The 22,808-nt window shown below is 72.2% G+C and carries 21 protein-coding genes; 10 read left to right on the plus strand and 11 right to left on the minus strand.

Annotated elements, in window-relative coordinates; genetic code table 11:
- Positions 1-52 precede the first annotated feature (52 nt).
- From OOJ91_RS19575 to folP, 4 genes are all read right to left on the minus strand, one after another.
- A complete protein-coding gene (locus OOJ91_RS19575; RefSeq protein WP_266246921.1) occupies positions 53-592 on the minus strand; it encodes a DUF3180 domain-containing protein in 540 nt (179 codons plus the stop codon).
- A gap of 19 nt (positions 593-611) precedes the next feature.
- Positions 612-1,139, minus strand: coding sequence for a 2-amino-4-hydroxy-6-hydroxymethyldihydropteridine diphosphokinase (gene folK / locus OOJ91_RS19580; protein ID WP_266246923.1), 528 nt, complete (start codon positions 1,137-1,139; stop codon positions 612-614).
- Complete coding sequence (gene folB / locus OOJ91_RS19585; protein ID WP_266246925.1) at positions 1,136-1,501, minus strand: dihydroneopterin aldolase; 366 nt, start codon at positions 1,499-1,501, stop codon at positions 1,136-1,138. Before folB ends, folK begins: the two co-directional genes overlap by 4 nt.
- A gap of 94 nt (positions 1,502-1,595) precedes the next feature.
- The gene (gene folP, locus OOJ91_RS19590; protein WP_266246927.1) at positions 1,596-2,465 is read right to left on the minus strand and encodes a dihydropteroate synthase; all 870 of its coding nucleotides are present in this window, start codon (positions 2,463-2,465) and stop codon (positions 1,596-1,598) included.
- 344 nt (positions 2,466-2,809) lie between these two features.
- On the opposite strand from folP, the gene OOJ91_RS19595 reads away from it, so the two are divergent.
- From OOJ91_RS19595 to OOJ91_RS19625, 7 genes are read left to right on the plus strand one after another with little or no spacing between them, the layout of a single operon-like run.
- The gene (locus OOJ91_RS19595) at positions 2,810-3,124 is read left to right on the plus strand and encodes a hypothetical protein (protein ID WP_007466099.1); all 315 of its coding nucleotides are present in this window, start codon (positions 2,810-2,812) and stop codon (positions 3,122-3,124) included.
- A 13-nt stretch (positions 3,125-3,137) separates the two neighbouring features.
- Positions 3,138-3,500 (plus strand): hypothetical protein, encoded by a 363-nt coding sequence (locus OOJ91_RS19600; protein ID WP_007466101.1) that lies wholly within the window; start codon positions 3,138-3,140, stop codon positions 3,498-3,500.
- A 46-nt stretch (positions 3,501-3,546) separates the two neighbouring features.
- The gene (locus tag OOJ91_RS19605) at positions 3,547-6,927 is read left to right on the plus strand and encodes an ATP-binding protein (RefSeq protein WP_266246931.1); all 3,381 of its coding nucleotides are present in this window, start codon (positions 3,547-3,549) and stop codon (positions 6,925-6,927) included.
- A gap of 1 nt (position 6,928) precedes the next feature.
- The gene (locus OOJ91_RS19610) at positions 6,929-8,881 is read left to right on the plus strand and encodes an MFS transporter (RefSeq protein WP_266246933.1); all 1,953 of its coding nucleotides are present in this window, start codon (positions 6,929-6,931) and stop codon (positions 8,879-8,881) included.
- The gene (locus OOJ91_RS19615; RefSeq protein ID WP_266246935.1) at positions 8,878-9,435 is read left to right on the plus strand and encodes a hypothetical protein; all 558 of its coding nucleotides are present in this window, start codon (positions 8,878-8,880) and stop codon (positions 9,433-9,435) included. Before OOJ91_RS19610 ends, OOJ91_RS19615 begins: the two co-directional genes overlap by 4 nt.
- Positions 9,432-10,607, plus strand: coding sequence for a M23 family metallopeptidase (locus OOJ91_RS19620; RefSeq protein ID WP_266246938.1), 1,176 nt, complete (start codon positions 9,432-9,434; stop codon positions 10,605-10,607). Before OOJ91_RS19615 ends, OOJ91_RS19620 begins: the two co-directional genes overlap by 4 nt.
- Before the next feature lie 13 nt (positions 10,608-10,620).
- Positions 10,621-11,220 (plus strand): hypothetical protein, encoded by a 600-nt coding sequence (locus OOJ91_RS19625; RefSeq protein WP_266246940.1) that lies wholly within the window; start codon positions 10,621-10,623, stop codon positions 11,218-11,220.
- A 3-nt stretch (positions 11,221-11,223) separates the two neighbouring features.
- Here OOJ91_RS19625 and OOJ91_RS19630 read toward each other — a convergent pair whose 3' ends face one another.
- Positions 11,224-11,787, minus strand: a complete 564-nt coding sequence (locus OOJ91_RS19630) for a hypothetical protein (RefSeq protein WP_439117082.1) — start codon at positions 11,785-11,787, stop codon at positions 11,224-11,226.
- A 185-nt stretch (positions 11,788-11,972) separates the two neighbouring features.
- Here OOJ91_RS19630 and OOJ91_RS19635 point away from each other — a divergent pair, with 185 nt between their 5' ends.
- Positions 11,973-14,534 (plus strand): FtsK/SpoIIIE domain-containing protein, encoded by a 2,562-nt coding sequence (locus OOJ91_RS19635; protein WP_266246945.1) that lies wholly within the window; start codon positions 11,973-11,975, stop codon positions 14,532-14,534.
- Positions 14,535-14,562: 28 nt separating this feature from the next.
- Positions 14,563-15,282 carry a hypothetical protein gene (locus tag OOJ91_RS19640; protein ID WP_439117083.1) on the plus strand — a complete coding sequence of 240 codons (720 nt, stop codon included), beginning with the start codon at positions 14,563-14,565 and terminating at the stop codon, positions 15,280-15,282.
- Between the two features lie 108 nt (positions 15,283-15,390).
- Here the strand turns inward: OOJ91_RS19640 and folE are convergent, their stop codons facing one another.
- From folE to OOJ91_RS19660, 4 genes are all read right to left on the minus strand, one after another.
- Positions 15,391-16,056, minus strand: coding sequence for a GTP cyclohydrolase I FolE (gene folE, locus OOJ91_RS19645; RefSeq protein WP_091403265.1), 666 nt, complete (start codon positions 16,054-16,056; stop codon positions 15,391-15,393).
- A 35-nt stretch (positions 16,057-16,091) separates the two neighbouring features.
- Positions 16,092-18,110, minus strand: coding sequence for an ATP-dependent zinc metalloprotease FtsH (ftsH, locus tag OOJ91_RS19650; protein ID WP_266246947.1), 2,019 nt, complete (start codon positions 18,108-18,110; stop codon positions 16,092-16,094).
- 515 nt (positions 18,111-18,625) lie between these two features.
- Positions 18,626-19,201 carry a hypoxanthine phosphoribosyltransferase gene (gene hpt / locus OOJ91_RS19655; protein WP_266246949.1) on the minus strand — a complete coding sequence of 192 codons (576 nt, stop codon included), beginning with the start codon at positions 19,199-19,201 and terminating at the stop codon, positions 18,626-18,628.
- Positions 19,202-19,301: 100 nt separating this feature from the next.
- Positions 19,302-19,451, minus strand: a complete 150-nt coding sequence (locus OOJ91_RS19660; RefSeq protein WP_234587421.1) for a hypothetical protein — start codon at positions 19,449-19,451, stop codon at positions 19,302-19,304.
- 138 nt (positions 19,452-19,589) lie between these two features.
- Between OOJ91_RS19660 and OOJ91_RS19665 the strand changes: the two genes are divergently transcribed.
- The gene (locus OOJ91_RS19665; protein WP_266246952.1) at positions 19,590-20,552 is read left to right on the plus strand and encodes a GlxA family transcriptional regulator; all 963 of its coding nucleotides are present in this window, start codon (positions 19,590-19,592) and stop codon (positions 20,550-20,552) included.
- A 99-nt stretch (positions 20,553-20,651) separates the two neighbouring features.
- Here the strand turns inward: OOJ91_RS19665 and tilS are convergent, their stop codons facing one another.
- Positions 20,652-21,650, minus strand: a complete 999-nt coding sequence (gene tilS, locus OOJ91_RS19670; protein ID WP_266246953.1) for a tRNA lysidine(34) synthetase TilS — start codon at positions 21,648-21,650, stop codon at positions 20,652-20,654.
- 10 nt (positions 21,651-21,660) lie between these two features.
- Positions 21,661-22,731 (minus strand): zinc-dependent metalloprotease, encoded by a 1,071-nt coding sequence (locus OOJ91_RS19675; protein WP_266246954.1) that lies wholly within the window; start codon positions 22,729-22,731, stop codon positions 21,661-21,663.
- Positions 22,732-22,808: the final 77 nt, after the last annotated feature.

Genomic DNA, 22,808 nt, shown 5'->3' on the forward strand with positions numbered 1-22,808 from the left:
TCTCCGATCGGAGGCACCGTACCCGCGCCCGGAGCCGGGCGTAACCCCCTGCTCAGCGCTGGCCGGGACGGCTCTGGCGCTGGTCCGGCTCGTGCTCGTCGTCCGGGCGCTCCGGGACCCGGCAGGAACGCTCAAGCCACAGCGCGGCCCCGACCAGCGCCAGCGACGCCAGCAGCCCGGCCCCGGCGGCCGGCCGGTCCTCGATGGCGGCCCGGGTGGTCTCGACGAAGAGCCACCCGGCGAGCCCAGCGTAGAAACCGGCGAAGATGGCCCCGGCCAGCGCCGACGCCTTGGCCAGCACCACGAACCGGGCGACCATCAGCGGGTTCACCGGCTCCCGGCCGGGCTTGCGCTCGATGCGACCGCGTGTGTTGACGGCCGCGTACGCCTCAAGCACCGCGAGGGCGGCAAGTGTCACCACCGGCAGCCACGGCAGACGGGGGATGCCGCTGTAGTAGAGGGTGCTGATCAGCAGCCAGGCCACCGCCGCCGCACCCAGAGCTGCCACGACAAGTGTCGAGATCCGGGTGGGGCCCATCCGCGACCGGTCCGGGCCCGGCCTGCCCGGTGGTGAGGATTTCGCCTGCGTCATGCCGGCCGGCTCCACTCGGTCATGCCGTCGACTCTAACGCCAGTTCCGGCCGGGGACGCAGTTCCAGCGCGTCGTCGGCGGCCGGGCCGGCGGTGAGCAGGTCGGTCAGCCAGCCGTGGCCGGGCAACCGCCCGTACGGCTGGATGTCGATCCACGGTCGCAGCACGAACGCGCGCAGGTGCGCCCGGGGGTGCGGCAGGGTCAGCTCCTCCTCGTCGCTGAGCACCGGCTCGTCGTCGTCGCCCCAGACGGCGATCACGTCCACGTCAAGGGTGCGTGGCCCGAACCGCCGCTGCGGGTCGCGGACCCGGCCGGCCGCGAGCTCCGCGGCCCGAGCCCGCTCCAGCCAGTCGCGCGGCGTCGCGGCGGCGTCCTGGGCCAGCACCACGGCGTTGAGGTACGCGGGCTGGTCGGCGTCCCCCCACGGTGGAGTCTCGTACACGCCGGAGATCACCAGCACGGCGTCACCGAGCGTGGTGACAGCCGTCCGGAGGTGCCCCAGGCGGTCGCCGAGGTTGCTGCCGAGCGAGAGCACGGCCCGGGTCATCGGGTACGCGTCCGGGTCATCGTCACGGCCACGTCGGTGAACGTGTGCGGCACCGGCGCCTCCGGCTTGTGCACGGTGACCGTGGCGGCGACGACCCGCTCGTCGGCCAGGCAGACGGCGAGCAGCCTGTCGGCGAGGGTCTCGATCAGGTTGACCGGCTCGCCGGTCACCACCGCCACCAGACGTTCGGCCAGCTCGCCGTAGTGGACCGTGGCGGTGACGTCGTCGCTTGCCGCCGCCGGGGCGAGGTCCAGCTCCAGGACGGCGTCGACCACGAAGTCCTGCCCCTGGGCCCGTTCGAAGTCGTACACCCCGTGCCGGCCGCGGGCCCGCAGGCCGGTCAGCTGGATCCGATCGGTCATCGCTCCCCCTCTCGTCGTCGTCGGCGCGCGGCGGTGGCGCGTGGGCTGCTCATCCGGGCCGCCCGTCGGCGCGCGGCGGTGGCGCGTGGGCTGCTCATCCGGGCCGCCGCTCACCGGCGCGGGCGGGGACCAGGCGTGGGCTGCCGGTGGCCGCCCAGACAGCGAGCGCGTCCACGGTGGCGCGCACGTCGTGCACGCGTACGCCCCAGGCGCCCGCCGCGACGGCCAGCACGCTGGTGGCCACGGTGGCGGCCTCCCGCTGAGCGGTGGGTCGCGGTGCGCCGTCGGCATCGGCGAGCAGCCGACCGAGGTAGGACTTGCGGCTGGCGCCGAAGAGCAGCGGGTACCCGAGGTCCAGCAGCTCCGGCAGGCGGGCGCTGAGCTCCCAGTTGTGGGCGGCGGTCTTGGCGAAGCCGAGCCCGGGGTCGACGACGATCCGGTCCGCCGTGACACCCGCGGCCAGCGCCTCGTCGATCCGCTTGGCCAACTCGGCCCGCACATCGGTCACCACGTCTGTGTAACTGGCCAGGTCGCGCATCTGCCGGGAATGGCCACGCCAGTGCATCAGGACCCAGGGACAGCCGGCGTCGCGCACGACGCGCGCCATGTCGGGGTCCGCCAACCCGCCGGAGACGTCGTTGACAACCGCCGCGCCGGCACCCAACGCGGCCTCGGCCACGCGCGCCCGGCTGGTGTCGATGCTGACCGGCACACCTGCGGCGGTCAGCTCGCGGATGACCGGCAGCACCCGCTCGGCCTCGGTCACCGCGTCGATCCGCTCGGCGCCCGGACGGGTCGACTCACCGCCGATGTCGACCAGGTGCGCCCCGGCGTCGCGCAGACGGACGCCGTGTCCGACGGCCGCGTCGAGGTCGGCGTACCGTCCGCCGTCGGAGAAGGAGTCCGGCGTGACGTTGAGGACGCCCATCACCACCGGGCCCGGAGCCCGTACCAGATCGGTCACGACTAGACGGTACCGGTCGTTGCGGCGGCACCCGGCGGCCCGGGTCGACAGCACCTGACGTGCTCATTAGAACAGGTGTACGATCGGTCATCCGGGCAGCAACGGGCAGCCCGTTCGCGGCTTGTCGCAATCCGGGCCGGCCCGTACGCTTTGGAATTGGCCAGCATCGAGATGGCGAAGCCTGGAGGGAGGGCCGAAGCGGGGAAAAACGCCCAAAGCTCGCCACGCTCCGTGGTGAGTAACGAACGCAGGGTCGAGAACGCTGCGCCCTGCGAGCACATTTCCCGCCAGGCTTGCCTACTGCACCGCCGCGGCACCGCCGGCCGCGATATGGGGAGGTTCCAGTGATCGCCTTCGAGCTCATGGAGACGGCGTCGTCCGGCGTCGCCCACGCGCTCTCCACCCTGGCGTCAGCTCCGCTCGCCGAGCCGGCACCGAAGGGGATCGACACCAGCGGTGTCGTCACCTTCTTCGCCAGCAAGATCGCGCCGATCCTGCTCGCCGTCCTGGGCGTCATCTTCATCGGTCGCGCCAGCCGCGGCGAGATATCCAAGGTCCTGACCAGCTCCGCGATCGCCATCGTCGGGCTGGCCTTCATCGCCGGCGCGGCCACACTCTTCTTCGTCGGCGATTACCTGATCGACCTGATCTTCGAATAGGCGCGTTCACCAGATGCGGCTGCGCACCGACGACGACATCTACCGGGCCCGCCTGGTCTACCTCGGGCCGCCCGGCTACACCCTTCCGGTCCACCTGCCCTACGCCCAGTACGGGCTCTTCATGCTGCTCGTCCCCCTCTACATGTTCATCCACTGGCTGTTCACGTTGACCGTCGAACTCTTCCCCGCCTGGGAGATCGCGCTCGCCATCGTGACCACGTCGTTCATCTTCCGGCACGTCGACCCCGACCGGCCGGCGCGGGTGGTCATCCGCACCGCGCTCACCGACTGGCGACGTACCCGGGAGCCGGCGATCGAGCAGCGCGACCCGCGCCTGGTCGGCAGCCGGATCAGGATCCGGGAGGAGCTGGCATGACCGGGCGTACGCCGAGCGGTTCGTCGCACGACGCGGGTGAGGTGGCATGAGTCGCGCTTCCACGCCGGGTCCCCCGGCCGGCCGCCCGGCCGTGCCGGCCAGTCACCGTGCGCAGTCATTCGACTACCCCGAGGCCGAGGACGAGGTGGCGCTCGATCCCGCGCTGGTGACCTCACCCGGCCACGGCGCGGTCGGTGTGTTCCAGGCACCTCGGCCGGTCACCCGCCGGACGCCGCCCGCCGAGCCCAGCGCAGTCTCGGCAGGCGAGAACGCCGACATCGACTCGCCATTCCTGGACCTGTTCGGTGGCGCGCGACCTGGTGGTCCACGGGCCGTGACTGCTGGCCCCGCGACCCGGAGCCAGCCGACGGTCCCGCAGCAGCCGCCCGCGGTCGCCCCGACGCCACCCCGACCGGCTCCCGACCTGGAGCCACCGTGGACGCCCGACGACCGTTCCACAGGCGACCGGCGGGCAGTCGAGCCGGCAGGTGAATCCCGGGTTCCGCATCAGGCGGGCGACAGACGTCCGATGCCGCACCCCTCGGCCGACCCCGAACCGACCACCACCGGCGCGTCCACGTCGACTGTCACCGGCCCGGCACGCCGGACGCCCAGCGCCGCCCCCGTCGGCCGACCGACGGCGGCGGTGGAGCGACCGACCGCCCCGACGGACCGACCATCCGCACCTGCGGAACGGCCGGCCAGCGCCGCCCCGACCGACCGGCCGGCCTTGGATCGGGCGCCGCACCGCCCCGGGTCGGAGCGGCCCCGCGAGGCCGGGAAAGAGGTCGCCCCACCGCGCCAGCGGACCGCGAGCCGCCAGGACCGGCCGATCAAGCCGACCCGGGTCCGCGCCCCGAAGATCAAATTCGGTGACCGGGATCCGTCGGTCGAGCTGGCCATCACCGAGATCGCCGGCCACCTGACCTTCACCCCCAACACGGTCACGGCCTGGTACTGGCTGCCCGAGGTCCGCTGGGCCTTCCGGCCGGACGCCGAGCGCGAGGCGCTGCTGTCGGCCATCTCCGAGCAGTACGCGGGCCTGGCCGGCTTCCGGCTGCACCTGCGGCGGACCACCCGCCCCTTTCCCGCCGACGAGTGGGCGCGCACCATCGACTCGCACACTCCGGCGCCGCTGCCCGACGTGGCCGGGACCACCGGCTGGGCGGACCACCTGGTCGCCGCCCAGCGACACCTCATGGCCGTCAACCATGCCGAGGGGCAGACCTACCTGGGCGTCACCTTCGCCCGCCGCTCCCTCGGCGACTCCATGACCGAACGACTGCTCCGCACCTTCGGCCGGGGCACCGCCGACGGCGAGCGCCGCAAACTGGGCCGCACCGTGGAGCAGTTCGACGAGGTTCTCGGCGCGTTCGGCATGCGCGGCCGACGCGTCACCGCCCAGGAGTTGGAGTGGCTGCTCTACCGCTCGGTGGCGCTGTGCATGGCGCCCCCGGGCAGGCTCTCCCCGGTGACCGACGGGCGCTGGGAGCGCGGGGACCTGCTCGCCCTGACCGAGCAGGTCGAGCGCTACCGCACCCCGTACGGCTCGACGGTGAAACTGGTCAACCGGATGACCGGCGAGGAACGGCACGTGGCAGTGCTCGCCGTCGGTCGGATGGAGCCGCTGGAGATCCCGGAGCGGCACGAGCCCTGGCTGCACTTCCACGAACGACTGCCCTGGCCGATGGAGATCTCCACCCGGGTCGACATCCTCGGTTCCGGCGACTCCTTCCGCAACCTCGAACACCGGCTGCGGATGATCCGCTCCCAGCAGCTCGACTACGCGGAGCACGGCATCGACGCGCCCCCGGAGCTGGAACGGCTCGCCAAGCGGGCGCTGGTGATCGGCGACGAGATGACCACCGGGCTCCCCGTCGACTCGGCCCGCGCCCACGGCTGGCACCGCATCGCGGTCGGTGGCCGGACGAGGGAGGAGTGCCTGGAGCGGGCCCGCCGGCTCATCCAGCTCTACTCCCGGGAGCTGCGCATCTCCCTGCAGCACCCGAAGAACCAGGACTGGCTGGCCCGCGAGTTCATCCCCGGCGAGCCCATCGCCAACACCGGCTACGTCCGCCGGATGCCGGTCCCGCTGCTCGCCGCCGCGCTCCCCCAGGCCGCCTCCACAGTCGGTGACCGGCGGGGCGACCTGATCGGGCGTACCGCCGGCACCTGCCGCCGCCCGGTCTTCCTCGACCTGCACTTCCCCATGGAGGTACGCGAACGCTCCGGGCTCGCGGTCTTCGTGGCCGAGCCGGGCGGTGGCAAGTCGACCCTGCTCGGCGCGCTGGGCTACCTCGCCGCCCGGCGAGGGGTCCAGGTGACCCTGCTCGACCCGTCCGGGCCGCTGGCCCGGCTCTGCGCCATGCCCGAACTGCGGCCGTACTCCCGGGTGTTGAACCTGACCGGGTCGGAGCACGGCACCCTGGCGCCCTACTCGCTCATCCCGACGCCACTGCGCAGTGAGTTCGCCACCGGCGCCGCAGGTGACCGCGAGTTCGAGATCGCGGTCTCCAACGCCCGCGCCGAGCGGCGCATGCTGGTCCAGGACATCTGCATGATGCTCGTTCCGCCGCAGGTGGCCCGGGAGGCGTCGACAGCCACCCTGTTCCGGCACGCCGTCCGGCAGGTCCCCGCCGAGGAGACGTCCACCCTGGACGATGTGGTGAGCTGCCTCGGACGGCTCGACGACGACGCCGGCAAGGAGCTCGCGAACCTGCTCCTCGACACCGCCGAGATGCCACTGGCCATGCTCTTCTTCGGTCGGCCGCCGGAGGGTCTGCTCGGTGCCGACGCGGCGCTCACCGTGATCACGATGGCCGGGCTCCGACTGCCCGACCTCAAGATCGAGCGCGAGTACTGGTCAGCCGAGGAAGCACTCGCCCTGCCGATGCTGCACACCGCGCACCGGCTCGCCGTCCGCCGTTGCTACGGCGGGTCCATGTCATCCCGGAAGCTCGTAGGCCTCGACGAGGCGCACTTCATGGAGGGCTGGCGGTCGGGCCGCTCGTTCCTGGTCCGGCTCGCCCGGGACTCCCGAAAGTGGAACCTCGCCGCGCTTGTCGCCTCGCAGAACCCCCGCGACATCCTCGGCCTCGACGTGCAGAACCTGGTCTCCACCGTCTTCGTCGGCCGGATCGCCGAGGACGCCGAGATCGCCTCCGAAGCGCTGCGGCTGCTGCGGGTGCCGGTCAACGACGGGTACGAGGCCACCCTGGCCTCGCTCTCCGCTGCCGACACCAGCTCGTCCAACCGCCTCGGTTTCCGCGAGTTCGTGATGCGCGACGTCGACGGCCGGGTGCAGAAGGTCCGCGTCGACGTCTCGTACGTCGAGGGCCTGCTGGACCACCTCGACACCACGCCCGCCGCGATCGCCGCGGCGGCCGGAGTCCTGCCGAGCATCTCCCTGCCGGATCTGGAGGCGTGACATGGCTGGGCCCCGGGCACGGATCGCGTCGTTCCTGCTCGCGCTCGGCGTGCTGGCCGGGGCCACCCTCAGCTGGCCGCTGCTCGGCGCGGAGGCGGCCGCAGCCGCCCCACCCGCCGCCCAGGCCCGCGCCGACCTCTGCACGACGGCGGAGTGGCAGGCCGACTTCCGGGCCTGCGTAGGGAAACTCCAGGCGGTCAGCGAGGACGAGGTCAAGTGCCGCAACGCGCCGACACCGGGCACGCCGGACTCCGGCCTGGCCGGCTGGTTCGCAGCCGCGCCTCCAGCTGAGGCGGCGAACGGTGTAGCCGGCCGCTACAGCCTCTACGGATACGCGGGCTACAGCTACAACACCTACGACATCGACGGCGGATGCGCGTCGAGCGTGCTGCATCCGGATTACAAGTTCACCACCACCATCGCAAATGGCGAGTTCATGGCCGCCACGGCGATCATCGGCGCCTCGAACGCGCTCAGAGAGCGTGCCTGGGACCCCGGATCGATGTGGGGATGGGCGGACCCGCTGGTCGAGAAGGCGACCAAGTCGGTCTACGAAAAGGTATTCAGCGTCTTCGGGATCGTCACGCTGTGCGTGGTGGGGCTCTATCTGCTCTGGCGATCCCGGCAGTCGGACATGAGCAACGCCATGACCACCGCCGGCTGGGCTCTGTTGGTGATGGTGGCGGTCACCGCGCTCGCCGCCTGGCCGGTGAAGTCGGCGAACATCGCGGACGGCGCGCTTGTCACCAGTCTCGGCGTGGTCCACGACGCGGTGGGTCCGCAGGCAAAGGAACCCGAACCCGGACGCTGCATCGATCCGGACCGCTGCAAAGATCTCCGAACCCCGGCCGTCCGCGCGAGCGACACTGCCACCGAGACCATGCTCTACCGGAACTGGGTCCGGGGTGTGCTCGGCTCGGCCGACAGCGAGACGGCCCGCAAGTACGGTCCGGCGCTGTACGACGCGCGATCTCTGACCTGGGGCGAAGCCCAGTCCATGCGCGCCAACCCGGCCACCCGGGAGGCGACGATTAAGGCCAAGCAGCAGCAGTGGGCGCGGGTGGCCGAGCAGATCCAGACCGAGGATCCGGAGGCTTACGAGTACCTCCAGGGGGTCCGGGACATGGACCGGGTGGGTGCCGGATTCATCGCGGTGCTGGCCTCGGTGCTGTTCGCCATGTTCGACCTGACCGCGTCGCTACTGGTCCTGCTGGGCTTCCTGATCTTCCGCTGGGCGGTGATCGCGGCGCCCATCCTGGGCACGGTCGGATTGCTCCGGCCGGCCAGTGCCGGCCTGCGGCGGCTCGCGAACGCCGTGGTCGCCGCGATCTTCAACATCGCCATCTTCGGCACCGGGGCCGCCATCTACCTTTTCGCGGTCGATTTGATCATGAGTACGCCCACACTGCCCGGATGGCTCCAGGTGGTACTGGTGTGGTTGTGCGGAGTGGTCGGCTGGCTGCTGCTCCGCCCGTACCGGCGAATCACCCAGCTCGGCGGTAAGGACAGCAGCGAGGCGGTCAGCTCGGCGGGATCCTGGCACCGCCGATTCTTCCGGGACATGCGGACGGCGGCGCGGCTCGACGTGGCCGAGCCCGGGGGCACGATGGAGCCGGTGGGCGGACGCCGCCGGTCGCCGGTCGCCGAGCAGACCCGGCTGCGCCCGGAGGCACGCCGGGAAGACCCGGCCCCGTCGCCGACGCCAACCCCGGTGGCGAGCCGAGGCGCCGGCGACGGCCGACCGGACGGCCATGAACGCGCCGATGAGGCGCCGACGACAGAGACCGGCAACCGAGGTCGTCAGGTGCCGCCGCAGCCCCGTCGACGGCAGCCGGCGACCTGGACCGAACCGGACGTGCCGTCGGAGAATCCGTCGTTCGTGGTCTACCGGCCAGGCTCCACGGAACGTGCGCCGGACCGCACCGGACCGCGGGTGCGCTCAGAGGCTCGGTGACAGCGATGCGACGGGCCCTGGAATTCCTCTTCACCCGGGCGCTGCGGTCCCGGCTGGGGGTGGCGGTGGTGATCGCGGTACTCGTCTTCGGGGTGATCGGGGCGGCACGCCTGGCGTCCGGGCCGATGGACCCGGCGGACGGGTTGAGCAGCCGGCCGGACCGGCCGATCACCACCGTCGACCCGACAGCCGGCGACGACGGGGTGACCTCGACGGAGGCTCCGCCGTCGCCGGTGACCCGGCCCGGCGCCCGCACACCGGAGCAGACCGCCGGCCAGTTCGCCTCCGCCTGGCTCGGCCGACCCGGAATGACCGCCGAACAGTGGCAGGCCGGCCTGCGACCGTTGTCGACCCCGGCGCTGACCGAGAAGCTGGCCGGCGCCGAGCCCGGCGGAGTGCCGGCCGAGGAGGTGACCGGCCCAGCATCGTTGCGGTCGCGCACCGACACGTTCGTCGAGGTGCTGCTGCCGCTCGATACCGGACGGCTCCGGTTGGAACTGGTGGTGGCGGATGAGGGTTGGCTGGTCGACGTGGTCGACTGGGAGCGACAGTGACAGCCGGGGGCGCAGGGCGTGCTCTTCGCCGGCCGATCCGGGTAGGCGTGATCGCCTCGGTGCTCACCGGGGTGCTGCTCCTGCTCTGCTGCGCCGGGGGCACCGCGGCGTTCTTCCTCAGCGGCCTCGGCGGCGACGCGGAGGACGGGGACACCCTGGCGGGCTGGGGCTGCGGACCGGTGCGTCCGGTGGACATCGTCGGCGAACTGCCCCGCTTCAGCGAGTATGGCGACGCGCAGATCCGCAACGCGGCGATCATCATCAAGGTCGGTCAGGACATGGGGGTGCCCTCGCGTGGCTGGGTGATCGCCCTGGCCACCGCGATGCAGGAGTCCGCGCTGCGCAACCTGGCGAACACAGGCGTGCCCGCCTCCCTCGCCCTGCCGCACGAGGGCGTCGGCGCGGACCACGACTCATTGGGCCTGTTCCAGCAGCGGCCGGGATGGGGCTCGGTCGCCGAGCGGATGACCCCCGCCTACACGGCCCGGAAGTTCTACGAAAAGCTCGTGAAGGTCCGCAGCTGGCAACGCCGACCGCTGACGGTCGTGGCCCAGCAGGTCCAAATCAGCGCCTATCCGGACGCGTACGCCAAGCACGAGGAGTTGGCCAGCAAGATCGTGGACGCCCTCGCCGGTGGCGCGGCCCGCACCGTGGAGATCAACGGCAAGGCGGTGTGCGACGCGGCGGAGCGCGGTGAGATCGCCGCCTCGGGTTGGACGGCGCCCATCTCCGGCGACGTCGGCTCGGGCTTCCGGACGGCCGACCGCCCCAGCCACAACGGGGTCGACATCGGGGCCGCCAAGGGCACCGAGATCCGTGTCGCGGCGGCCGGTCGGGTGCTCGTCGCCCGCTGCGACCCGGACAACCGCGGGCGGCGGAGCTGTGACGTCGACGGGTACCCCGGCAAGGGCGGCTGCGGATGGTTCGTCGACGTGCTGCACGCCGGCGGCTACATCACCCGGTACTGCCACATGGTGGTCCGTCCCCGGGTCTCGCCGGATCAGATCGTGCCGGCCGGCGAGGTGATCGGGCAGGTGGGCAGCAGCGGCAACTCGTCCGGTCCACACCTGCACTTCGAGGTGCACCTGCGCAACGACCGGTCCAGCCGGGGCGCGGTCGACCCGATTCCGTTCATGCGCGAGCGGGGTGCCCCGCTGCGCGCCGCGGAGTGAGGCCGCCTCAGGCATGACCGGACCGATGCCGGACCCGTTCGCCGACCAGCCCGACTGGGCGCCCCGACCACCCCGCCCACTGGCCATCGTTCCCGCGACCGGGCGCGTCGAGTTGCGCGGACAGCGGGTGCTTGTCGGTCTGCCCGGACTGGGCTGGCGAGGCGACCTGCGTGCGGACGACCGCGTCGTGCAGGGTGCGCGGACCTACGTGCCGGTCATCCCGGAGCACGAGTGGTACCGCGCCGAGGCCGACCAGATCGAGGTGTTCGCGCCGCTGGTCCCGGTGGAACGGGTCTGGGTGGAGACGGTCGGTGAACGGCCCGGTTCGGACACGACCCGGGACACCGGAATCCGGCTGGTCTCGCTGGACGGACCGTCCCACAGGTCCCCCACACCCGTGTTCGAGGCGGACGCCGTCACCGGACGACGGGTGGTGCACGTCGAGGGTAGGCTGGAACACCGGGACATGCGAGCCGTCACCGAGACCTACTCAGGCGCCGAGGGCGACATCTGCGTGCGGATCACGCCCGAGGTGGAGTGGTACCGCTGGGCCTGGCGCGGCCAGTCCCCCACCACTCTTGAGGTACCGGTCCATCTGCTGTGGATCGAGTGACGGCTAGCCGACCTTGGCACCGGTGCAAACACGCCAACCATCTCTGTCTCGAACATCGAATCGCCAGGTATCAGCCAAACTTTGTTGAACTCCGTCGATTGATGCGCTTCGACGAATCACGGCAATGACCGAGGCTTCGCTTGGACTGATTTTAGAAACCGCCACACCCTCGATATTGATTGAAAACGATACATTCAGTTGCTGTTGCCGTTCGGTCATTTGTGCACCAAACTCATCTACCGCCGGAACTGCGCCATCGCAGGTGAACAACTTGGCTCTCTGGGTATCACGAGACACAAGCGCCGCCTGCAGGTAATTGACCACGACCACGTCGGGCGCGCTGCGGTCCGGGGCGGCCGCCCGGTTGTACAACACATAACCCGTCGCCACCGCACCGAGGCAGAGCAGGGCGAGCACCCCACCGACCACGGTGAGCACGGTTCGCAGTCGGCGGCGGCGCGGTTGTGGCGCCGGCGCTGGCGGGGCCGGCGGCAGCTGCTCGGACGGAGTCCGTTGGGCCGGTACGCGGGAGACCTGGGAACCGGCGGGGGGCTGCACTGATTCCACCTCCTGAAGTTAACGGCTGGACGGCCCGGAGCCAATGCCTCAGATCAAGCGGATCGTGACGGACCCCTCCCCACCGGTGAGATCCACGACAACACCGGCGCACCGCCGCGGTACCTCCCGGAGCGGCGGCCCTGGCTGGGATACCGTCACTGCTCCGGGAGGGGTTGCCAACCTCGGGTGAGGGGGTGGACACGGTGGCCGGTCCGAAGGCACGCACGAACCGCGCCGCGGCGCTGCACCGCCGGGCCGCAGCGGTGGTGACCGCCGCTGCCGGCATCCTCGACGAGACGCGACCGGCCCCTGCGGATCAGCGCCGCCAGTACGAGTTGGCCGACCGACTGCGGGTGGTTGCCGCCCAGCTGGCTCCGGGCTGGTCGGGTGCCGGTCTGGACTCGCTCACAGTGGATTCTCCGGCGGGTGACGGTCCTCCGCCCTTCGTGCGGGTGGGTACGGCGGCGCCGTTGGACGACGCTCGTTTCCCCGCGCTCGTGCCGTTGATCGGGACCGGGCACCTGAGTGTCGATGCCGATGCGCGGGAGCCTCGGGTGGCGGGGCTGCTGCGGGCTGTGCTGCTGCGGTTGCTGGGCGCGGCGCCTGCGGGTGCGCTGCTGGTGCGCGCGGTGGACGCCACGGGTGCGGTGCTGACGCCGTTCGGCGCGCTGGCCGATGCCGGGCTGCTGCCGCCACCGGCGGTGGACGTGGCGGGTCTGCGGGCGGTGTTGACGGAGGCGGAGCAGTGGGTCACCCCGGGTGCGAGCGGGCGTCGCCGTCACGACCGCACCCTGCTGCTGGTGGTCGCCGCGTTGCCGGAGTTGACAGGCCCGACCGACCTGGCGCGGATCGAGGCGCTGGCCGAGCAGGGGCCGGCAGCGGGCTTGCACCTGGTGGTGGCCGGCTGGCCGCCACCGGGCCCGTACGCGTCCCGGGAGCCGTTGCCGCAGGCCACCTCGTTGGTGCTGCGCAACGCGTACGCGCTGCTCGGTGATCCGCCGGGGGCGTCGTTCACGAGCCCGGCGGCCGAGTCACCGGGCGGGTTGAACTCGCCGGTCTTCGTGGAGGCGGACCCTCCGGCGGATCTCGTCGACGCGGTCTGTCGGCGGCTCGCCGCCCAGGTGGAGGCGGGTTCCCGCCTGGCGTTGGCGGATCTGCTGCCGGCGACTGGTGAGCGACTCTGGGAGGCGGACTCAGCGGACAGTCTCACCACGATGGTGGGTGACGCCGGGGGCCGGCCGGTGCCCCTGGGCTTCACCGAGTTGACCCCGCACTGGCTGGTCAGTGGCCGGTCCGGGGCGGGACGTGCGGCGTTCCTGACCACCGCGCTGCTGGGGCTGGTCGCCCGGTACGGCCCGGACGACCTGGCGCTCTACCTGGCGGATCTGGGCGACGGCGAGTCGTTCGTGGAGTTTCTACAGACCGAGCGGGACCGCTCCTGGATCCCACAGGTGCGGGCCGCGGCGATGGCCGCCGACCGGGAGTACGTCCGGGATCTGCTCGACCAGTTGACGGCCGAGGTGCAGCGGCGCGCGGAGGCGGCTGGGCGAGCCGGTGGGCAGCGCTTCGCGGAGCTGCGCCAGCACCGCTCACTGCCCCGCATCGTCTGTGTGGTGGACAATGTGCCGCTGCTCTTCGCCGAGCGGGATCGGCTGGCAGCCGAGCTGACGGCGCAGGTGGAGGGGCTGGCGCGCGCCGGCCGGGCGTACGGCGTACACCTGGTGCTGGCGGGGGCGGGTGAGCTGGGGTTGAGTGCCCGCGCGGACGCCGGGCACCGGGATTCGGTGCTCGGGCAGTTCCCGGTGCGGGTGGCGTTGCCGGGCGGCGGCCCGGTGCTGGAGCCGCAGAACGACTCGGCCGCGGGGCTGCCGGTGGGCAGCGCGGTGGTGAACACCGCCGGAGGGCTGGGTGGCCCCCGGGGCGCGATCCGTGGCCACGAGCGGTTGATCAGGCACCCGGATCCGCTGGACCATCCGGAGGTCGTCGAGGAGCTGCGGCACGAGCTGTGGGCGGCCCGGCCAGCCGGGTCGGCGCCCCCGGTGGTGTTCGCCGGGTACGCTCGTCCGCTGCTGAGCAACGATCCGCGTCACCGGGCGGCTCTGGCGGGCGAGGCACACGGGCCGGCGGCCCTGCTCGGGCGAGCGGTGGACGTGGCCCGTACGACGGTTGCCGTTCCGCTGGGGCCGGCGGCCGGGCGCAATCTCGCGGTGCTGGGCTCGGGGCCGGCGGCGGGTGGCCTGTTGGCGACGGCGGCCCGGAGCACCGCGGCCCATCATTCGCCGGGCACCGCCCGGTTCCTGGTGGCCGCGCCGGACCAGGGGGCACGCCCGCTGGCGGAGGCGTTGACGGCCGAGCTGGCCGCCCGTCATCCGGCCCGCCTGGTGGACGTGCCGACGCTGCTCGCGGACACCGATGGGGAGCTGCCGACGTACCTGGTGGTCTTCGGGTTGGACCGGCCGGGGCCACGGGAGCTGCCGGCCGACCGGTTGCGCGAACTGCTTCGGGACGGGCCGCCGGCGGGCCGGCACCTGCTGGGCTGGTGGCGGGCGGTGCCGCCGTTCGCCGCGCTGCTGGAGCCGGACGGCGAGGTCGACAAGCTCGCCGCCGTCGTGGTGCTGGACGTGCCGGCCCCGCAACTCGCCGCGGTCTTCGGCCGGCCTGTGGAGTGGCGGGCGCACCCGGACCGGGCGGCGCTGTGGGACGGTCCGGACGAGCGGGGCACGGTCCTGGTGCCGTTCGCCGACAGGGTGGGGTGAGCGGGCGGTGCACGCGGGAGGTGTCGGTGTGGGGTCGAACGCGACGGTGACCGGGCCGGGGCGGCAGCGGACCGTCGGACCGGATGGCGCCGGCACGCCGCCGGCCACGGAACCCGCCAGCGGCTGGGCCGAGTACCTGGCGGCGGCGCGCCAGCTGGATGCGGTCCGTCGCGGGGCGGCTGCGGCCGCCGGTGAGCAGGCCCGCTCCGCGGAGGCCGCCCGGGAGGAACTGACTGTCGTCCGTGCCGGGCTGGCGAGTCAGCAGGAGCGGCTGCGGGAGCGGGGCGTACCGGCGATCTCGCTTGTGCCGTCGCCGCCGGAGCTGACCGAGGCGGCCCGGTCGATGGTCGGTGGCCCGGCCGCCGTGCTGGCGGCGCTGCGGGCCGCGCGGGGTCGGGCCGAGGCGGCGGACGCGGCGTTGGCCGCGCGTCGCGGCCTCCGGGCCGCGTCCTGGCCGACGCGGGCGCGCAACCTCCTGGTGTACGGGCCGCTGGCGCTGCTGGTGCCGCTGATCCAGGTGGTGGTGTACGTGGCGACCGGCGCGGGCCCGGCCAGCGTGACGGCCCTGATCGCCGGGTTGCCGATGCCTGCGGTCGCCTTCGTCGTCGGTTGGGCGGGTGTCGGGCGGCTGTTCGGGGCCGGCCCCGATGAGCGGGTGGACCGCACGATGCGCTTCGGCGCGTTGGTCTGCCTGGTGCCGGCGGTGTTGGTCACGGCCGGCCTGCTGCTGGCCCTGCTGGCCGGCTGACGCGCAGACGAGCGGGCCGGCCGAAGACGTCACGGCCCCGAGAAGCACCGCAGACGCCACGGCCGGCCGTCCCGGAAGGGGCGGCCGGCCGTCGTCGCGTTCGGTAGGTCAGCGGGGGATGATCAGCGCCATCGCCTCGGCCCGCGACTTGGAGTCCGACTGCAGGATGCCGCGCACCGCCGAGGTGATGGTCTTGGCACCGGACTTCTGGATGCCGCGCATCGCCATGCACATGTGCTCGCATTCGAGCACGACGACGACGCCGCGCGGGGCGAGCTTGCTCATCAGCAGGTCGGCCACCTGCGAGGTGAGCCGCTCCTGCACCTGGGGTCGCCGGGCGAAGACCTCGACGAGGCGGGCCAGCTTGGACAGACCGGTGATCCGCCCGTCCGGGCCGGGGATGTAGCCGATGTGCGCGCTGCCCCGGAACGGCAGCAGGTGGTGCTCGCAGAGGCTCATCACGTCGATGTCCCGGACGATCACCAGCTCTTCGTGGTTGGCCTCGAAGGTGGTGCTGAGCACCTGCGCCGGATCGACGCGCAGGCCGGCGAAGAGCTCGGCGTACGCGCGGGCCACCCGGGCCGGGGTCTGCTGGAGTCCGTCGCGGTCCGGGTCCTCGCCGACGGCGATCAGGATCTCCCGGACGGCCTTCTCGATCCGGCCGAGGTCGACAGCGTCCTCGACCGGGCGGCCGGTCAGCTTGCCGCTGATCAGCCGTGCGGCCACGTAGTCCAACTCGTCGTCGCCGTCGGGTTCGGTCGCGGAGACGGCCAGCTCCCGGTGCGGGGAGCTGGCCGTCGGGTCGTCGCTCAGTGCGTACCGTCCGAGTTGTTTGACGGTGTGCCGCCTCCGACGGACGCCTGCGCACCGTCGGCCTCGGCCTGCGCCTTGAGCTTGTCCTTCTCCGCGGGGGTGAGCACTGGCGGCTCGGTGGACGGCTGACGCTTGCCGAAGCCGTTGTACGGAGCAAGCGGCGGGCGCTTGACCACCCGCGCGCAGATCCGCGCCATGTCGGCCGTGGAGAGGGTCTCCTTCTCCATCAGCTCGAGCACGATGCTGTCCAGGACGTCCCGGTATTCCACCAGGATCTCCCAGGCCTCGTCGTGCGCCAGCTCGACAAGTGCCCGCATCTCGCCGTCGATCTCGGCGGCGACCGAGTCCGAGTAGTCCCGCTCGTGGCCCATGTTGCGGCCGAGGAACGGCTCGTCCCCGCTGGTGCCGTACTTGATCGCGCCGAGCTTCGAGCTCATGCCGTACTGGGTGATCATCGCGCGGGCCAGCTGGGTGGCCTTCTCGATGTCGTTGCCGGCACCTGTGGTCGGCTCGTGGAAGACCAGTTCCTCGGCGGCCCGGCCGCCAAGCGCGTACGCCAGGGTGTCGATCATTTCGGCGCGGGTCTGGGTGTACTTGTCCTCGGTCGGCAGCACCAGGGTGTGGCCCAGCGAGCGGCCACGGGACAGGATCGTCACCTTGTGCACCGGCGCGGCGTGCGGCAGCGCCCAGGCGACAAGCGCGTGCCCACCCTCGTGGTACGCGGTGATCTTCTTTTCCTGGTCGCTCATCACGCGGGTCCGTCGCTGCGGACCGGCGATCACCCGGTCGATCGACTCTTCGAGCGAGTCGTTGGAGATCGCCCGCTGGTCCTTACGAGCGGTGAGCAGGGCCGACTCGTTGATCACGTTGGCCAGGTCGGCACCACTGAAGCCCGGGGTACGCCGCGCCACCGAGTCGAGGTCGACGTCGGGGGCGAACGGCTTGCCCTTGGCGTGCACCCGCAGGACGGCCTTGCGGCCCTCCATGTCGGGGGCGTCCACCGGGATCTGCCTGTCGAACCGGCCCGGGCGCAGCAGCGCCGGGTCGAGGATGTCAGGTCGGTTGGTGGCGGCGATCAGGATGACCCCGCCCTTGGTGTCGAAGCCGTCCATCTCGACGAGCAACTGGTTGAGCGTCTGCTCGCGCTCGTCGTGGCCGCCGCCCATGCCCGCGCCGCGGTGGCGGCCGACGGCGTCGATCTCGTCGACGAAGACGATCGCCGGGGCGTTCGTCTTGGCCTGCTCGAAGAGGTCGCGGACCCGGCTGGCGCCGACACCGACGAACATCTCCACGAAGTCGGAGCCGGAGATCGAGTAGAAGGGCACCCCGGCCTCGCCGGCGACCGCGCGGGCCAGCAGGGTCTTGCCGGTGCCGGGCGGGCCGAACAGCAGCACGCCCTTCGGGATCTTGGCGCCCAGGGCCTGGTACTTCGCGGGGTTCTGCAGGAAGTCCTTGATCTCGTGCAGTTCCTCGACGGCCTCCTCGGCACCCGCGACGTCCGCGAAGGTCGTCTTCGGAGTGTCCTTGGTGATCATCTTCGCCTTGGACTTGCCGAAGTTGAGCACGCGGGAGCCGCCGCCCTGCATCTGCGACATGAAGAACAGCAGCAGGAGCACGAGCAGCGCGATCGGCAGCAGGTTGACCAGCAGGCTCACCCAGATGCTGTCCGACGAGACCTTGGCGTCGGCCGGGCCGGTGACCCGGTTGGCCGCCTTGGCGTCCAGCACCTGGTTCCAGATCTCGTCCCCAGCCTGGTACGGGAACTGGGCCTCGATCCGGTCGGTGTTGGTCTCACCGAACTTGGTCTTGTTCTTCAGGTCCAGCTGGAGCGTCTGCTCCTTGTCCTGGAACACGACCTTGTTGATCTGGGCGGTGTGGAGCTGGTCGAGCGCAACGGAAGTGTCCACGCGGTGGTAGCTGGGACCAGCGGTGAACAGCTGACTGAGCACAACGGCGCCGAGGATGACCAGGATGATCCAGACCACCGGTCGGCGGAAGAAACGCGTACGTTCCATACTGTTGTCGAGCGCCGGAGCGCCCGCATCCTCCTGATCGACGTCCTGACCGTCTGATGGTGTCGCCGCCCTGGGCGGCGTCGGAGCCGCCGTGCGGGCCGGCCTCGACCCCGAGGCGCGAAAACTGCCGCGCCGCGGTCATTCGACGGTACACCGTGTACGCGAGGAGTGAGCTTGCGAGCCCCGCAGTCGTGTACCAATCAAAAGCCCGTGTACGCGACGAGCGGGCCTGCGAGCCCCGCCCCCGGGTTCTCCGTCGCCATCGACGACGGGCTCCGTGGGCGGTCCTCGGCAGCCCCGCACACGAGACGTACGGCGGGTCCGGGCAAGAACCGGCGTGGCGGGGAATCCGGCCCGGCCACCCGCACGCCCGGTCACGCGGTCGAGGGGCCGGGCACGGAGTTGCCTCCGCGCCACCGGGCTCCACGGTAACCGGAACAGCTGAGAGCGCGCTGAACGTCGGCTTGATGGATGCCGATCGAGTCGGCGTCACAGCGCCACGGGCGGGCCCGCCGTCAGGAGCGGGCGTAGACCTCGGGCTTGAGCACGCCGACGTAGGGCAGCTCCCGGTACCGCTCGCCGAAGTCGAGGCCGTAGCCGACCACGAACTCGGTGGGGATGTCGAAGCCGACGTACTTGACCGGGACCGGCACCTTCACCGCGTCCGGCTTGCGGAAGAGCGCGACCACCTCGACGCTCGCCGCCGAACGCGACTCCAGGTAGCGCAGCAGCCAGGAGAGCGTCAACCCGGAGTCGACGATGTCCTCGACGACCACGACGTGCCGGCCGGCGATGTCCCGGTCCAGGTCCTTGAGGATGCGGACCACGCCGGAGGATGTGGTGCCCTGGCCGTAGGAGGAGATGGCCATGAAGTCGAGTTCGGCAGGGGGGCCGTTGCGGCCCAACGCCCGGGCGAAGTCCGCCATGAACATCACCGCGCCCTTGAGCACGCAGACCAGTAGCAGTCCGTCGCCCACGTGGGAGTAGTCGGCGGAGACCTGCTTGGCCAGCTCCGCCGTCTTCTCGCGGATCTGCGCCTCGGAGATGATCACGTGGTCGATGTCGGCGTCGTACCAGGAGCCGTCAGCCATGACTCCTAGCCTGCCGTACGTCGGATGGCCTCCGTCGGCGGGGCCGCACCTTTCGGCACGGTCCCGCCGGGGATCTTCGGCGCAAAAGACGCCAAAAGCATCAGCTGGTACGAGACCGCCAGCGGCGGCCGTCCTCGCTGGGCTTCCAGTCGGCCGAGTCGTGGCTGTCCGCGGTGAGGCCGGCCGCCGAGGCGGCGACGAGTAGGACGAGGAACAGGAGGAAGAGCAGGAACTCCATGGCGGCGCTCACTTTCGCATGATTGCTGTCGGTTTCGCCGCCGGTGCGCACCGGACTGAGACCAGTTTGCGCCGACTCCCGCCACCCGGACAGTGGCAGAAATGCCACTGGGCATCGATTTACTGCCACCCCTCGGGTTACCCTCGTCACATGCTCCGGTCCGTCGCCGTCCTCGCCCTCGACCAGGTCGCTCCCTTCGAGCTCGGTGTGCTGGCCGAGGTGTTCGGCACCGACCGGACGGCCGACGGCTTCCCCGCGTACCGCTTCGACGTGTGCAGCCCCGACGGCGCTGCCGTGCGGACGTCCTCCGGCTTCCACCTCACCCCGAACGCCGACCTCGGCCCGCTGGAGGAGGCCGACCTGGTGGCCGTCCCCGCGCACAGCCAGGGCACCGTCGTCCCCGACCCGGTGCTCGACGCGCTGCGCCGTGCCGACGCGCGCGGCGCGTACCTGTTCAGCGTCTGCTCCGGCGCCTTCCTGCTCGGTGCGGCCGGCCTGCTTGACGACCGGGAGTGCACCACCCACTGGCGCTACGTCGACGAGCTGCAACGCCGGCACCCCCGCGCCCGGGTGCGCTGCAACTCGCTGTACGTCCAGGACGGTCGGCTGCTCACCAGCGCCGGCACGGCGGCCGGCATCGACGCCTGCCTGCACCTGATCCGCCAGGTGCACGGCTCGGCCACCGCGACCCGGCTGGCGCGGCGGATGGTGGTCCCGCCGCACCGCGACGGCGGCCAGTCGCAGTATGTCGAGGCACCCATCCCGCGGGCGCCCGAGGCGCCGACCCTGGAGCCCGTGCTGGAGTGGCTGATGGGGCACCTGGACCGGACGATCACGGTGGAGGAGCTGGCCACCCGCGCCGGCATGGCCCCGCGCACGTTCGCCCGCCGGTTCCGCGCCGAGACCGGCACCACTCCGCACGACTGGCTCACCAACCAGCGGGTGCTGCTCGCCCGACGGCTGCTGGAGGAGACCCCGTTGAGCGTGGAGGCCGTCGCCGACCAGGCCGGCTTCAGCGACGCTGCCGCGCTGCGCCACCACTTCAGCCGCCGGGTCGGCGCCACCCCGCACAGCTACCGGAGCACCTTCCGGGACCGGGCCCACACCGCCTGACCCGGGGCATCAGTTGGCGAGCTTTGCTCTGCTGCACTCCGCGCACCACTCGAGCACCGAATCTGTTGCGCCGGCTGAAGCAGAGCAACGGGAGTTCGATCAGTCGGGCGGGGGGTCGACAGGTGTCAGCCGGTCGGCACGGCGGAGCACCCGGCGACCGCCCGGCAGGTCGGTCGGGCCCTGACCGTGCCAGCCCGTCACAAGCGCGTCCAGGGCGACGACGTGCCGGTGCGACAACGCGCTCGGCGGCGCACCCAGCTCACGCGCCCAGGAGTGCAGCACCCGACCGCGCACGGCGGGCGGGAGGTCGGCCAGCGGCCGAACGGAGAGCCCTCCGTCGGGGCACCGGGCCGCCTCCAGCGCCGTACCCGCCAACTCGTCGAGGGCGGCGTTGTCCGCAGCCACCAGTCGGGCGGTACGCGCCAGGTTGCCCACCACGCCCGGCCCGAGTGCCCGCACCAACGCCGGCAGCAGGTCGGCCCGCACCCTCGACCTGGCGTACGACGGGTCGGTGTTGTGCGGGTCCTGCCACGGGCTCAGCCCGAGCGCGGCACAGGCGGCGCGCGTCTGCTCCCGGGCGATCTCCAGCAGCGGACGCAGCAGCGGCACCCCGTCCAGGTCCCGCCGCTCCGGCATTCCGGACAGTCCGCGTGGGCCGGCGCCCCGGGCGAGCGCGAGCAGAACGGTCTCCGCCTGGTCGTCGCGGGTGTGCCCGGTGAGCACCGCGACCGCCTCGTGCTGCCGAGCCGCCTCGCTCAACGCCTCGTAGCGGGCCTCCCGGGCTGCCGCCTCCGGGCCACCCGGACGCCCGGCCACCCGCACCCGCACCGCCACCACCGGCGCGAACCCGGCCTCCCGGGCCCAGCCCGCCACGGCCTCCGCGCGTCGTTCCGAGCCGGCCTGCAGGCCGTGGTCGACGGTCACCAGACCGGCGGGCCGACCCGACCGGGTCGCCACGAACACGGTCGCCGCCGCCAGGGCCAGCGAATCGGCCCCACCGGAGCAGGCGACCAGCACCGGACCGCCGGACGGCAGGCCGGTAAGCGCTCGACGGACCGCCACCCGGATCGCGGCCACCGGCGGGGCGAGCGCGGCCATCGACTGACGGTCAGCCAGCGGCCGGTACGGTGCCGGCCGGGCCGTGCACCCGCGCCACCCAGGCGTCCGGGTCGCCCAACTCCGACAGCCGGGGCAGGGTGAGCGGCGAGTTGAAGATCGAGTTGAAGCCGTCCATCCCGACCCGCTCGACGACGCCGTGCACGAACTTGCGGCCCTCGGCGTACTGGCGCATCTTGACGTCCACCCCGAGCAGCCTGCGGATCGCCTTCTCCAACGGGTTACCCGCCTCGCGTCGCCTGTTGAACGACGCCCGAATGCGCTCCACGCTCGGGATCACCTGCGGGCCGACACCGTCCATCACGAACTCGGCGTGCCCCTCCAGCAGGGTCATCAGCGCGGTGAGCCGGTCGAGGACGGCGCGCTGCGCCGGAGTCTGCACGATGTCCAGCACGCTCGTGCGGCTCTCCGGGTCGCGGATCGCCTCGGAAAGCGTCGCCACCCCGCGCCGCAGCCGCTCCACGAGGTGTTCGCTGCCACTGGACGAGGCGTCGACGAACGCCTGCACCTCGCCGAGGAAGTAGGCCCGCATCCACGGCACGGCGGTGAACTGGGTCCGGTGGGTGACCTCGTGCAGACAGACCCACAGCCGGAAGTCCCGGGGGTCGGCGCCGAGCTTGCGCTCCACCTCGACGATGTTCGGCGCCACCAGCAGCAGTTGGCCCGGGTCGGCGGAGAAGACCTCGTACTGGCCGAGCACCCGGCCGGAGAGGTAGGCAAGCACGGTGCCGGCCTGCACCCCGGTCAGCCGGGACCCGATCGCCTCGGTGAGCGCGCCGGGCTGCTTGTCGCCGGACAGCCGACTGACCAGCGGAGTGATCACCTCGCGGAGCCCGGCGATGTTGGTGGCCGCCCAGTCCCGGCGGTCGACGACCCGCACCGGCGGGTGTGCCACCTGCGCCCGCAGCCCCGTGTAGTCGGCCACGTGCCCGGCCGCCTCCTCGGTCAGCCGACGCAGGTCGCCGACGACGTCGGTGGCCTCGGAGTACGACACCCGGGGGCCCGACTTGCTCAACGCCCCCGCGGTGGCGGCGGCCAGATCCCAGTCCACGAACTGCGCCATGGACCCACCGTACCCGCGTCGCGACACCCCGGCCCGGGCTCGCGTCGGCGATCGACGCCGGTCGCGGGCCCGACGCC

It is taken from the genome of Micromonospora lupini (assembly GCF_026342015.1).
In the GTDB taxonomy this organism is placed as follows: Bacteria; Actinomycetota; Actinomycetes; order Mycobacteriales; family Micromonosporaceae; genus Micromonospora; species Micromonospora lupini_B.